The sequence below is a fragment of the Flavobacterium agricola genome (assembly GCF_025919725.1).
Classification (GTDB): domain Bacteria; phylum Bacteroidota; class Bacteroidia; order Flavobacteriales; family Flavobacteriaceae; genus Flavobacterium; species Flavobacterium agricola.
In genome coordinates, this window is the sequence record NZ_CP081495.1 from 182014 (window position 1) to 196388 (window position 14375).

General features: G+C 33.6%; 10 protein-coding genes. 4 read left to right on the plus strand and 6 right to left on the minus strand.

Translation table 11 applies throughout. From position 1 onward, the window contains the following. Positions 1 to 168: 168 nt before the first annotated feature. The 4 genes from K5I29_RS00955 to K5I29_RS00970 all read left to right on the plus strand — a co-directional run bounded on the left by K5I29_RS00955 (position 169) and on the right by K5I29_RS00970 (position 9703). Entirely contained in the window at positions 169 to 3300 is a 3132-nt protein-coding gene (locus K5I29_RS00955) for a SusC/RagA family TonB-linked outer membrane protein (RefSeq protein WP_264434008.1), read from the plus strand. An 11-nt stretch (positions 3301 to 3311) separates the two neighbouring features. Beyond that, positions 3312 to 4826, plus strand: a complete 1515-nt coding sequence (locus K5I29_RS00960; RefSeq protein ID WP_264434009.1) for a RagB/SusD family nutrient uptake outer membrane protein — start codon at positions 3312 to 3314, stop codon at positions 4824 to 4826. Between the two features lie 213 nt (positions 4827 to 5039). Beyond that, positions 5040 to 8126: a SusC/RagA family TonB-linked outer membrane protein gene (locus K5I29_RS00965; RefSeq protein WP_264434010.1), complete on the plus strand. Its 3087-nt coding sequence runs from the start codon at positions 5040 to 5042 to the stop codon at positions 8124 to 8126. A gap of 11 nt (positions 8127 to 8137) precedes the next feature. Next, positions 8138 to 9703, plus strand: a complete 1566-nt coding sequence (locus K5I29_RS00970; RefSeq protein ID WP_264434011.1) for a RagB/SusD family nutrient uptake outer membrane protein — start codon at positions 8138 to 8140, stop codon at positions 9701 to 9703. 45 nt (positions 9704 to 9748) lie between these two features. Here K5I29_RS00970 and K5I29_RS00975 read toward each other — a convergent pair whose 3' ends face one another. The 6 genes from K5I29_RS00975 to radC are packed head-to-tail and all read right to left on the minus strand — an operon-like array spanning position 9749 to position 14301. Further along, positions 9749 to 10468, minus strand: coding sequence for a hypothetical protein (locus K5I29_RS00975; RefSeq protein WP_264434012.1), 720 nt, complete (start codon positions 10466 to 10468; stop codon positions 9749 to 9751). Beyond that, positions 10468 to 11157, minus strand: a complete 690-nt coding sequence (locus K5I29_RS00980) for a YjjG family noncanonical pyrimidine nucleotidase (protein ID WP_264434013.1) — start codon at positions 11155 to 11157, stop codon at positions 10468 to 10470. The genes K5I29_RS00975 and K5I29_RS00980 overlap by 1 nt, the downstream gene beginning before the upstream one ends. Beyond that, on the minus strand, positions 11157 to 11669 hold the full coding sequence (locus K5I29_RS00985; protein WP_264434014.1) for a hypothetical protein: 513 nt from the start codon (positions 11667 to 11669) through the stop codon (positions 11157 to 11159). Before K5I29_RS00985 ends, K5I29_RS00980 begins: the two co-directional genes overlap by 1 nt. Continuing rightward, a complete protein-coding gene (locus K5I29_RS00990; protein WP_264434015.1) occupies positions 11662 to 12921 on the minus strand; it encodes an ABC transporter permease in 1260 nt (419 codons plus the stop codon). Before K5I29_RS00990 ends, K5I29_RS00985 begins: the two co-directional genes overlap by 8 nt. After that, positions 12918 to 13547, minus strand: a complete 630-nt coding sequence (locus K5I29_RS00995) for an ABC transporter ATP-binding protein (protein ID WP_264434016.1) — start codon at positions 13545 to 13547, stop codon at positions 12918 to 12920. Before K5I29_RS00995 ends, K5I29_RS00990 begins: the two co-directional genes overlap by 4 nt. A gap of 58 nt (positions 13548 to 13605) precedes the next feature. Then, the gene (gene radC / locus K5I29_RS01000; protein WP_264434017.1) at positions 13606 to 14301 is read right to left on the minus strand and encodes a RadC family protein; all 696 of its coding nucleotides are present in this window, start codon (positions 14299 to 14301) and stop codon (positions 13606 to 13608) included. Positions 14302 to 14375: the final 74 nt, after the last annotated feature.

Consider the following 14375-nt stretch of genomic DNA (forward strand, 5'->3'; position numbering starts at 1 on the left):
ACAAATATTTTTTATTTATAATTCCTGTTTTTGGTAAATGTCATAATTGAATGCGTTTATTTTAACATATTATTGTAATTTGTTTAATTCGTTTTTTTTTTTTGGTTTTGTTAAATAATGGTTAACTTTCGGGTCTGAATTTAACTATATTAATTAATGAGACAAACTATGAATTTATTGCTAACAACTTTTATGTTGTTGTTAGTACAGGTTGGGTTTGCTCAGCAAAAGCAAATCACAGGGACTGTACAAGAAGCTGATGGTTTTCCTTTGCCTGGAGCAAGTGTTGTAATTAAGGGTACAACAGAAGGAACCAGCACTGATATGGATGGTAATTTCCATTTATCAGCAAAAGCTGGTGATGTTTTAACAATTTCATTTTTAGGGTTCGAAACACAATCGATAACGGTTGGTGCTGCATCAAACTACAAAGTTGTAATGCGCGAAGCTTCTAACCAAATGGATGAAATTATTGTAACAACATATGGTACACAGAAAAAAGAAACTTCATTAGGTTCTAACTCTGTGATTAAAGCTGAAGCTTTAGAGCAACGTCCAATTATTAACGTTGAGAAAGCTTTAGATGGTGCTAGCCCAGGTGTTTTAGTTTCTACAGGTTCTGGACAACCAGGAAGTGGATTAAACGTACAAATTCGTGGAGCATCTTCTGCTAATCTTTCTAATAGCCCATTATATATTGTAGATGGTGCTATTTACACAGGAAGTTTATCTGATATTAACTCAGATGACGTTGAAACAATTAACATTTTAAAAGATGCTGCTTCAACTTCATTATACGGTTCTGCTGCTGCAAACGGTGTTGTTTTAATTACAACTAAAAAAGGTAAAGCTGGACAAAAAGGAAGATTTAACTTCTCTACTTCTACGGGTATTGTTTCTAAAGGAATTCCTGAGTACAACAGAGTGGGTGCTCAAGATTATTATGAAATGAACTGGAACGCATTAAAAAATTATGCTCAATACTATGGTGGTTATACAGTAGCTGATGCAAATGCATATGCTACAAGAAACTTATATGGTGAAGTTGCAAATAACATATACAATGTACCTAACAATCAGATTGTTATTGACGGACAGTTAAATCCTGATGCAGAAATGCTATATAACGATTTTAACTGGGAAAAATATTTACAACGTAAAGGTATTTCTAGAACATATAATTTAAATTATAGTGGTGGAACAGATAAGTCTAATTTCTACGCATCTTTTGGTTACAATAACGAACAAGGTTATGTAATTAAATCTGACTTTGAAAGATATACTGGACGTGTAAGTGCTGATAGCCAAGTAACTGATTGGTTAAAATTAGGTACTAATATGTCTGCATCTTTAACTAACAGTAATCAAGCTGAAGATGGTGGTGGTTCATCTTATGTAAACCCATTCTACTCGGCTCGTTTTATGGGACCAATTTACTCTCCATTTGTTTATAATGCACAAGGTGTTTTACAATATGATGCATTAGGAAATGTAATGTATGAAAATGGTTCTGTAAGAGATCGTGGTACTAGTGCTGGTAGAGGACGTAACGTTTTACAAGAAACCTTATTAAACAACAGAAAAAGAGAAACTAATTCTGTTAATACTAGATATTTTGTAGAAGTTAAACTTTTAGAAGGTTTAAAATTCACATCTAACGTTTCTTACGACGTTCAAAACTACGGTTTTACAAGCTACGGAAACAAAATTATTGGTGATGCACAAGGTACTGGTGCTTTAGCAGTTACGAACCAAAAAACGTCTGCAAATACTTTCAACCAGATTTTAGATTACACGTTTGCATTCGATAAAAATCACTTTAACGTAATTGCTGGTCACGAATCTTTCGAAAGAAACATTGATTACGCTTACACAAGAAAAACAAATGAAGTTGTTGCTGATAACTACATTTTATCAAACTTTATTGTAACTACATCTAATACAGGTTACAAAATTGGATTAAGAAAAGAGTCATACTTCGGACGTGTGAACTACGATTATGATAATAAATATTTAGTTTCTGCATCGATCAGAAGAGATCAATCTTCTCGTTTTGCATCAGATAAAAATAAAGGAACTTTCTGGTCTGCTGCTGCAGGATGGAATATGCACTTAGAAGATTTCTTGGCTGATTCTAACGTAATTAACCAATTAAAATTAAGAGCATCTTATGGTCAAGTTGGTAACGACGGTGGTATTACATCGGCGCCAGGTTACTTTGCTGATTTAACTACATATAACTTAGGTGGTTTTTATAACGGAGCTGAAGCAGGTATTTTCTTAGATTACATTGGTAATCCTGATTTAACTTGGGAGTCAAACAATCAGTTTGACGTAGCAGCTGAGTTTTCATTATTTAACCATAGATTAACTGGTTCGGTAGAATATTTTAACCGTAAAACAGTTGATATGATTTTTGCTTCACCGTTACCTGGTTCGTCTGGTTTTACATCGGTTTACAGAAACGTTGGAGATATGAGCAACCGTGGATTTGAATTAGGTGCAACTGTTGGTATTATCCGTAACGATAACTTCAAATGGGATTTTACTTTAAATGCAACTACATTTAAAAACGAAATGGTTAGAATGCCAGAAGGTCAAGAAGAAATTATTAATGGTACTAAAAAATTATCAAAAGGTCATTCTATTTATGACTATTGGTTAAGAAGATGGTACGGTGTTGATCCATCAGATGGTAAACCTTTATATTACCAAGATCCTGAAACGGCTGATGCATCTACTACAAGATATATTAACGGTGAACGTGTTACAACAAACCAAAGTTTAGCTGAATATGGTTACGAAGGAACTGCTAACCCAGATGTTTACGGTAGTTTTGTTAATAACTTTGAATACAAAGGTTTCTACTTAAATGTATTGGTTACTTACCAATTAGGTGGTAAAACTTACGATTCTAACTACGCAGGTTTAATGTCGCCAAGACCTCAAGGTAACGCATTACATTCAGATATGAAAAATGCTTGGAAACAACCAGGTGATATTACCGATGTTCCTTTAATGACTTTAGATAATACTGCTGCTATTACTGCTGCATCTTCTAGATGGTTAGTTAGTTCAGATTACATTTCTTTACGAAATGCAACTTTTGGATATAACTTCAGTAAAGAATTTGTTAGCAAGTTTAAAGCTAACGGATTACGTGTTTATGCAAGTGCAGAGAACATCTACTCTTGGACAAAAAGAGCAGGTTTAGAGCCAGCACAATCATTTAATGGTACTACAAGTTATAGATATACACCATCTAGAATTGTTAGTTTCGGATTAAATGTTTCATTCTAAAAAAATAAAAGATGAGATTAAAGAATTTATTTTATATAGGTAGTTTATCGGCAGCAATGCTTTTAACAACTACAGCATGTAGTGATGATTATTTAGATATTAGTCCTACTGATGCAATTGCAGAAGAAACGGTTTTTACTTCGCCAGCAAACTTAATGGCTGCTATTAATGGTATGCACCGTAATATGTATGTTAGACAGAATGAAAGCCAAGGAAATAACGGGTACACTGCACAAATGATTATTTATGATGTAATGGGTGAAGATTTAATTTTCCCTACTCAAGGTAACGGATGGTTTGTATCTGAGTTACGTTGGTTACATACAAATAATGAAAACTCGACAGCAACTAGCTACATTTGGAACTTTTGGTACCGCATGATAAAAAATGCTAACAATTTAATTGTTAAAGGTTCTCAAGTTGCAACTGCAAATACTGAAGAGGAAAATATGAAGAAAAGTGCTATTGCACAAGCTTATGCGTATAGAGCATTTGGTTTATTCCAATTGGTTCAAACCTACGGTAAGACATATAATCCTGCTACTTCAAGTACAGATTTAGGAGTTGTTATTCGTTTAGATCCAGACGATAATTCTGCTAAAGCGCGTGCTACTGTACAAGAAGTTTATGACCAAATTAATGCAGATTTAGCTGAGGCACAAACTATTATGTCAGGTGTTAAAGTTGCTAATAAATCTCACATTTCTGAAAATGCAATTAAAGGTATTCAGGCACGTGTTGCTTTAGTTCAAAAAAATTACCCACTTGCTGCTCAAAAAGCAAATGAAGCACGTCAAGGTTTGACTTTAATGAATAATGAAGAATATGTTGCTGGGTTTAACAACTATAATAATCCAGAATGGATGTGGGGTATTCATATAGTTGCTGACCAAACAGATTACTTTGGTAACTTTATGGCTTACTTTTCACGTAACTACAGTTCATCTCAAATTCGTTCTTGTCCTAAAGTAATGAACGTTAATTTATATAATGCTTTACCTGCCGGTGACGTTAGAAAAGTGGTTGTTGATCCAACAGGAAAACATACAGATTTAGGTTTAGGTTCTACTTTTACAAAGGTTGAATATTCATCTCAAAAGTTCTTGGCTGAATCTCAATCGGTTTCATTAGGTGATGTACCTTTTATGCGTGCAGCTGAAATGTATTTAATTGAAGCAGAAGCTTTATATCATTCTGACGAAGCTGCTTCTAAAGCTGTTTTACAAGAATTAGTTTCTAACAGAACAAATAATACCTATACAATCGCTTCTACAGGAGCTGATTATTATAATGAAATTTTGTTACAAAGACGTGCTGAGTTATGGGGTGAAGGATTTAGATTTTTAGACTTAAAACGTTTAAATCAAACTTTAGATCGTTCTACAACTAATGTTCCTAACATCGTACCAACTGTTCTAAGTGGTGGTGTTACTACAGCAGCTCCTTCTGATGCAAGATGGCAATGGTTAATTCCTATTCAGGAAATGAATTCAAACCCATTAATGGTTCAAAATGAATTTAACTAATATTTAGTTCAGTTATATTTCTTTTAAAATCCCGCTTTAAGCGGGATTTTTTTATTTCAAAACAGTGTCTTTAATGAATAGATATTTATGTTTCTATTTTATTTAACTTTTTATTTGTTAAATTTTGCTTTTTTTTAAGATTTTATTTTGTTTGTGTTAAATAATAGTTAACTTTCGAATCGAATTTAACTATATTAATTAATGAGACAAACTATGAATTTATTACTAACATCAGCTTTGCTGTTAGTAGTGCAAATTGGTTTTGCTCAGCAAAAGCAAATCACAGGTGTTGTTAATGAAGCTGATGGTTTTCCTTTGCCTGGAGCAAGTGTTGTAATTAAAGGTACAACGTATGGCACAAGTACCGATATGGAAGGTGGTTTCCAAATTTCGGCAAGTGTTGGAGAAGTTTTAACAATTTCTTTTTTGGGTTATACGCCTAAAGAAGTTACAGTTGGAGCAGCTAACAGTTACAGGGTAACTTTAGAGCCTGCACAAAATCAACTAGACGAATTAGTGGTTGTAGGTTATGGAGTTCAAAAAAAACAAGATGTAACCGGAGCTATTTCTCAAATTAAAGGAGATGCTATTGAAAATTTAGTAACTCCATCTTTTGAACAACAATTAGCAGGTCGTGCATCTGGGGTTCAAGTAACTACAAATGGTGGAGTACTAGGGGAAGCTCCAAGAATTAGAATTAGAGGAATTAACTCTATTAATACTTCAAATTCTCCTCTTATTGTATTAGATGGAGTACCAATGTTAGGAGCAGGATATGAAGCTAACATTTCTACTAACCCATTGTCTGATATCAACCCGAATGATATTGAATCTTTCGAGATTTTAAAAGACGGTTCTGCAACTGCGATTTATGGTTCAAGAGCTGCTAATGGTGTAATTTTAATTACAACTAAAAAAGGTAAGAAAAACTCTTTCAATGTTGACTTTTCAGTTATTACTGGTTTAGGTTCACCAATGAAATACTATGATGTATTGAACGGTGATCAATTTACTATGATTAATCAAGAAAAAACATTAAATGCTGGTGCAGCTGCGGATGCTTGGGCTGTTTATTCAGGAGTTAATACTGATTGGCAAAAACAAGTTTTTAGAAATGCGGCTTCTCAAGCTGACTATAAGTTAGGAGTTTCTGGGGGTACTGATAAAGGTAGATATTATTTGTCTTTAGGTTATTCTGAGCAAGAAGGTGCTGCAATAACGAATAAGCTAAATAAATACAATATTAGAGCTAGCGTTGAGCAAGATTTAAACAAATGGTTAACTGTTGGTGCAGCATTATCTTATAACAGAAATGATTTGTCAGCAATGAACAAAAGTCAAACAGGACTTGGTGGTATTGTAGTAAACTCTGTTAGTCAGTTACCAAACGTACCTGTTTATGATAAAAACAACCCTTCAGGATATAATACTTTTATTAATTCAAATGGGGTGCCTCAAAACTACATTGGCTATGCACCTAATAATGCACCGCAAGTTAATAATGCATACAATTTAGTTTATGCATTAGATATTAATAAATACAATTCTCAAGTTAATAGAACTATTGTTAATACGTTTGCTAACGTGAAACTTTTTAAAGGATTAACATATAGATTCCAATTCGGATATGATAAAAATATAAATACTGAATTTTTATTTTGGAGCCCTAAACACGGTGACGGTTACGGATATAATGGTTTAGCTTCTCAGTATAGCTTACAAGCTGAGTTATATAACGTACAAAATATTTTGAACTATAATGTAACCTTAGCAGAAAAGCATAATATTGGTGCTACTGCAGTTTACGAAGTGCAAAAAAATACATTTAATTATTTTAATGCTTCAGGTAGAGATATGACTTCGGATTACTTCGACAAAAATATTATCTCTAATGCGTTTGCAACTCAATTAATTTCTGGTGGAATGCAGGAAGATGGTATTAAATCATACGTTGGTCGTGTAACATATAACTACAATAGCAAATATTTTTTACAAGGATCTATTCGTCGTGATGGTATTTCTAAATTATCTAAAGACACACGTTGGGAAAACTTGATTGGATACTCTGCAGGTTGGCAAGTTGCTAACGAAGAGTTTTGGGATAATATGCGTGATGTAGTAAATGAATTCAAGATTCGTGGTTCGTATGCCGAAACAGGTAACACAGGTTTTGGTGCCTATGCGTATCAAGGTTTATACAGCTTACAAAATTATGGTAATTTTAACGGTATTGGATATTCTCAATTCGGTAACGACCGTTTAAGATGGGAAACATCTAAAAAATATGACTTAGGAGTAGATTTAGGATTTTTAAGTAACAGAGTTAGATTTACTGTTGACTATTTCCAAAATACATCTAATAATATGATTATGGATAAAATTTTACCATCAAGTTTAGGTATTCCGTTTAACTTAATGACTATTAATGCTGGTAAAATGGTTAACAAAGGGGTTGAGTTTGATTTAACTGCAAACGTAATTAACACTCCTAACTTTAACTGGGATATTAACGCGAACTTAACGTTGCAAAAAAATAGAGTGGATAACTTACCTGACGGTCAGGAGATTGTTTATGCAAATAATATTGTTAGAGAAGGAGAAAGCTTAAATGCTTTATACGGATTAGAGTATTATGGTGTTAATAATACTAATGGTTATCCAGTTTATGTAAAAGGAAACGGAACTTTAGTACAAAAAAATGTACGTACAGGAGCAGTAACTGTTTATGATCCTGCTAATCCTACCGTAACAGGTGCCCCTTCTACTTTGTCTCAAAGTACTGACAGAAAAGTTTTAGGACATGCTACTCCTACATATTACGGAGGTATTACTAACACATTTAAATACAAAAATTTTGATTTAAATTTCTTATTCCGTTTTAGTGGAGGTAATAAAATTTATAACCAAACAAGACAAGAAATGTTAAGTTATCAATTTAAAAACAACTCAACTGAAATTTTAGGAAGATGGCAATCTGTAGATAATCCTGGAGATGGAAAAACTCCTATCCTTATTGCTAACCAACAAGCTAGAGCAAACGAAGCGACTTTAACTTCTAGATTTTTAGAGAAAGGTGATTTCATTTTGCTTGATAACTTACAAATTGGATATTCTTTCGATAAAAATTTATTAGAAAGAATTAATTTACAAAAAGCAAGAGTATTCGTTACAGGACAAAACTTGTGGATGATTACGGACTATAAAGGCATTGATCCAGAAATGATTTCAGCAGGTGGAATTGATTATTATGGAGTTCCAAGAAACAGAATTATCACATTAGGAGTTAATGTAGGATTTTAATAATTAAGTATATGAGAACATTAAAAAAATATATAATTGGTACAGCTTTACTTTCTTTGTCACTTACAGGGTGTTCAGATGATCAAGTATTAGATTTAAACCCAATTTCAAGTATTCCAGAATCTGTAGCTTTTACTACACCAGAGTATGTATTAGCATCAGTTAATGGAATGTACCAAGCGGCCCAAATTGGTTATTACAATGGGGCAGGTGCTCGTGGTTACATATGGGGTGCAGCTTACATTCAGCAAAATGATTTTCGCGGTGAAGATGTTGTAAATACACAAGGCTTTTATGCTATTACGTATGAAAATAACCAAGATCCTAATGCTGCAGCAAACACTATTTATTATTGGGTTGACGGCTATCGTTTAATCAACCGTTGTAACATTGTAATTGAAGGTGTGCAACAAGCTGCTGATAATGGTGTGATTACACAAGCTCAGGCTGATGATTATGCTGGACAAGCTAAGTTTTTACGTGCTATTACACATTTCGAATTGTTAATGTTTTTTGCTAATCCTTATGGAGCAACTAATGGAGAAACTCCAGGAATTCCATACAGAGATTTTGCAATCAATACAGCATCAACTATTGAGCAAGGAATGGCAGAGAATCGTTCTACAGTTAAAGAGAACTACATCAAAATCTTAGCAGATTTAGATGCTGCTGAAGCTACAATTTCTGAAAACTCACTTGTAAAAGCTTCTAAAAATGCTGCAATTGGCTACAAGGCAAAAGTTAAATTACACATGAGAGACTGGGCTGGAGCTTTAACAGAGGTAGCTAAAATTGAAAATGCATACACGCTAACACCAGAACCATGGGGAGTATTTGATAATAATGGATCTAATACTGAATCTATTTTTTCAATTTTAAATACTGCAGCTGTAAATCCTGGAGTTAATGGAGCTATAGCTTCTCAGTACAAGCGCCGTCAATTGGGAGCAATTTCTCCTATTTTATGGAATGATTCAGATTGGAAGGCTGATGATAAGCGTAGAATTTCTACAACTGATGCTAATGACAACGAGAATAATCTTGTTTATGAATTACCAGGAGAATTATACGTTACAAACAAATATCGTGATGGTGTAACGTACACGGATTATACACCAATTTTACGTTTTGCAGATATCATGTTAATTAAAGCAGAAGCTGAAGCACGTAATAGCAATGCTGTTACTACAGCTGCATTAGAAGCTTTAAATGCTGTGCGTGATAGAGCTTTGGTTACATCACCATCTTATACTGCTGCTGACTTTGCATCTGTTGGAGATTTTGTTTCTAAGGTTATAAAAGAGCGCAGAATTGAGTTTGTGATGGAGGGTAAACGTTGGGCTGATATTCATCGTTTACAGCAAGATCCACTTGCAGAAGTTGCAATGGATGGAATCCCTGCCAAATTTAAATCAGGAAGTAATCCGAAAATGTCTAGCTATACTATTGGCACGCCGCCAGCAGCTGTTAACTTGACAATTCAGGCTATTCCTTATTCAGATTACAGATTCTTATGGCCATTACCGTCGTTAGAAACGGTATATAATCCAAATGTGCCACAAAACCCTGGTTACTAGTTTAGTAATTAGTTTATAAAATAAAACACGCCATTGGCGGTTTTTTTATTTAATCTCTTCAATTATTTTTTCTCCGTTTTTGGTAAATTCAAAATACCATTTGTTGTTTTTAGAGTAAATAATACCGTCAACATACGGGTTAGATGCCATGTATAAATTATCAACCGATGTTTTGGTTATTTTATACAAAACCTTTTGGTTTGCATCTTTTAATTCGCCTTGTAAAGCACCGTTTTTAAAATCAAAAACTAAAGCATTGTTAGTAGTTTTGTTTGCTGTTGGTTGTACATTTTCTACCACGGTTTGTTTTACAGGTGCTGGTTTGCTTACAATTAGTTCTGTATCTGTAAATACTATTCTGTTTTTGTTTTGTTGAAAGTTTTTAGCTACGTTTCTAAAAACTTCTCGGTATGCTACGCGGTAATCTTTTTCGCGCGTTTTTCCAAATTCAGATTCGTAAATCAATTTGCCCGTGCAATCTTTAATTGTCATTTTTAAAGCTGTAGTAAATAACGTGCTATCATCTTCATAATTTACATAATACGCATTACAGCGGTTATTTGCCAATTCAGACGGAACATCTTTTTCATCAAAAACTACAAAGCCTTCTTTTTCTAAAAACGATTTGGTGTATTCGTTTAAATTGTATTTGTTGTACGTTTTTAAATCGGCCAAAGTATTTTCTACAACTAAGGTTTTTGTATCGGTTTGCGCGGTAACCCATTGTGCTAAGCCCAATAAAGCTACTAAAGCTATTTTTTTCATTATAAATATTTTTTTAATTCTACTAAGTTATTAATTCTACCTATTTCTAGTTCGGTAAATGCGTTAAATTCGTCAAATAAAATAGCTTGCAAACCTGCTTTTTTAGCACCGTTAAAATCTGCATCAATGCAATCGCCAATCATAACGGCATGTTGCGGTTCGCATTGGGCTTGTTGTAAGGCATAATTGTAAATGGTTGCGCTTGGTTTTTTTGCACCGGTACTTTCTGAATCGGTTATGGTTTTAAAATAATCGGTTAGTTTTGCACTTGTTATTTTACTACGCTGTACCTCGTGCAAACCATTGGTAATAATATGCAAGTTGTATTTAGGTTGTAAATAATCTAAAATAGCTAATGTTCCCTCTATCAAATGATTGCTTTGTGGTAATTCTGTAATATAATCGGTAGCTAGTTGTTCAATTTTATCATCGTTAATTGATACATTAATTGCATCAAAGCTGTCTTTTAATCTGGCGTAACGTAATTGATTGTGTGTAATTTTATTGTTGCGGTACAATTCCCAATATTTGTAATTAATTGCAGGGTATGCCATTAAAAAATCATCAAGTGCATAAAGCAATTGATGATTAGTAAATATGGTTTGAAATGCTACATTCGAATTTTTCTCGAAATCCCATAATGTATGGTCTAAATCAAAAAAAACATCAGTAATATTCTCTAACTTCATTATTTTGCTCCTTTTATAATAACTGCGTTTTCAATGTGGTAAATCCAATCGTCAACATCAGTTTCATTGTATCTAAATGTACCTTCTAACGTTACATATTGGTCGGTTTTAAGTTTTGGTGTTTCGCCTTTAAAAACAATACCCATAATGGTTTCTGGCCCAGCTTGCCCACAAAAAAAGCAAGAAGCAAAAACGTTTTTACTTAATGCATAGCTTTTGTTATCAATCGGTACAATAAACCCGGTCATGGTAATTTTTTTACCTTGTAAAACTTTTAGTTTTGCATTTACAACCGGAAAAGATATTTCGCCATAGCGTGGGTCTTTACGGTTTACATATTTTATATCGCCTAAAATATTCCAGTTTAATTCGGTTGGATTATTTTGTACTATTTCTGTTGTAATAAATCCAGCTTTCTGAACAGGTAAAGCTGATTCTGATTGAGGTAAAAAACAATTCGCTCCAATAATTGCAGCCAATCCTAATCCTAAAATAATTCTTCTTTTAAGCATTTGCTAAAGTTTTTGATATGTTAAGTTTATAAGCTTTTATAGCGGGAATTAAAGCCGAAATAAAACCTACAAACAAAGTTACTACAAATAAAACAATTTCGTTTTGCCAAACAATTTCGAACGGATTAAACGCAATGTTAAATTCGTTTTGAGAAGATAATGAAATGGCGTATAAAGCTAAACGTCCAAAAATTGTTCCAAAAATAAATCCGGTTAAGCATAGTAATACGCTTTCTATAACTACAAGTTTAAGCAACTGAAAGGGTTTTGCCCCCGAAATGCGCAGCAAAGCAAATTCGTATTTTCTTTCTTTTAATCGGTTATATAACGCAATAAAAATACTGATTCCAGATAAAAACATGATCCCGAATGCTAAATATTTTAAGCCATCAATCCCAATGCCAAACATGCTAATTAATCGGTTTACTTCTAATGCAGGTAAAACAGCTTGCATTTTGGTATTTTCAGCAATTAATCGCGGCCACGAAAACAAAGCCATTTTATTTTTAAATGATAACAGAACGGCTGTAATTTGTTTATCTTCTTCGTGTTTGTGTGCATGTTCCTCATGGTCGTGATCATGTTCATGATCTTCGTGTACAACAACATCGGTAGTAACTTCGTCATGATGTTCGTGTTCATGATCGTGTACTTCCCAAACGGTTTCTATATTAGATAGAATAAGATTGTCTAAAATACTTCCGTTTTTTTCTAAAATACCAACTACTGTGTACGGATGTTCATCATGAACATCACCATGTTCGCTAGATCCGTGCGAACCTGCAAACGTATCGCCTAACTTTAGGTTTAAGTTTCTGGCAATTTCTCCTCCAACAACAACTTGTAAAACTTCGGTATAAAGTTCGCCTTGCTCTAATTTACCTTCGTATTTGGTAATATAATCGGGTGTTGTACCCAAAATTTTATAACCTAAATAATTATCTCCAAACGAAAGCGGAATGGCTTGCGCCACAAACGGATTATTCATCCATTTTTGTGCTTCGTTAAAATCTATATTTCCAGTTGGCGCATCAATATGATATACAGAGGATAAAATAACTTGTAATGGCGATCCAGGAGCTCCTAAAACCATATCAATGCCATCTATCGTGCTGTTAAATTTTTTATCAAATTGATTTTGTAGTAAAATCAATAATGTAATAATGGCAACAGAAGCTGTAAGTAAAACCACACTTAAAAAAGTATTTAAGGGTTTAAACCATAAATTTTTCCAAGCTAATTTTCTAATCATTTTAATTCGATTTGGTGGTTAAACTTTTGTTTTAAGCGGGCATCGTGCGTAACAATAACCAAAGCAGTATTGTATTTTTTTGCTAAAGATTGTAATAGGTTCGAAACAATTTCGGTATGATGATCATCTAAGCTTGATGTGGGTTCGTCGGCTAAAATTACTTGAGGTTGCCCCATTAATGCGCGAGCAATAGATACGCGCTGTTGCTGACCAATGCTTAATTGTGTGGTATATTTATTTTCGTGTCCGGCTAAACCTAAAGTTGCTAATAGCTCGGTAGCTAATTGCGTGTTTTTTTTACCAGTTGCTAACCACGATGTCATTTCAAGGTTTTCTAAAACGCTTAAAGCTTCTATAAAATGGGAGTTTTGTAAAATTAAGCCGATGTTTTTACCTCTAAACGAATCTAACTTTGATCCTTTAAGTTGGGTAATATCGGTATCACCAATTTGTATTTTACCCGATTTAGGTTGTTGGATGCCGGCTAATAAATGCAATAAGGTGGTTTTACCTGTTCCAGAATTGCCCGTGATTAATAAAGTTTCCGCAGCATTGCATTCAAAGTTTGGAAAACTAAATAGGGCATTTGTTTGGTAAGAAAAAGTAAGGTCCTTCGTTCGAATCATAATAAACAATTTGCAATTTTATAGTTGCAAGGTAGTAAAAAATGTAGGAGATTACTATTTAAATTAACCCTTCATTAGCAAATGAAAGATAACCGTTGTCGGTATATATTACATGATCTAGTATTGAAATATCTAAGGTTTTGCCAGCTTCAACAATTTTTTGGGTTATTGCTTTATCTGCTTGACTGGCTGTTAATACGCCCGATGGATGGTTGTGAATTAAAATCAGAGCGGTTGCATTATGTTCTAAAGCCAATTTAAATAGAATACGAATGTCAACCAAGCTGGTTGTTATACCGCCTTTAGATAACATAGCTTGATGCAAAATGGTATGTGCATTGTTTAAAAACAAGCACCAAAACTCTTCATGCAACAAATCACTTAAATAAGGTTGCATAAAAAGAACCACATCCTTAGCCGATTTTATTTTAATAATTTTTTCAGAATCTAATTCTCTGCGGCGTTTACCTAGCTCTAATGCAGCAACAATGCTAATGGCTTTTGCTTCGCCAATGCCCTTAAATTGGGTTAGTTGTTTTACGCTTTGTTTACTAACCAAAGCCAAGTTGTTATTAAAATGTTGTAAAATCCGTTTAGCCAGTTCAACAGCAGTTTCTTCTTTCGTTCCGCTCCCAATTAAAATAGCAATTAATTCGGCATCGCTTAAAGTACCTCTTCCTTTTAAAAGTAATTTTTCACGCGGCCTATCATCTTCAGCCCAATTTTTTATCGAAATTTTATTTGGCTTATCCATTTGTTACGTGTTTTTTTGTTATAAGTACTTAATAAATAATATGTTACTTACTAAAAAAAATGAATCTGTACTAA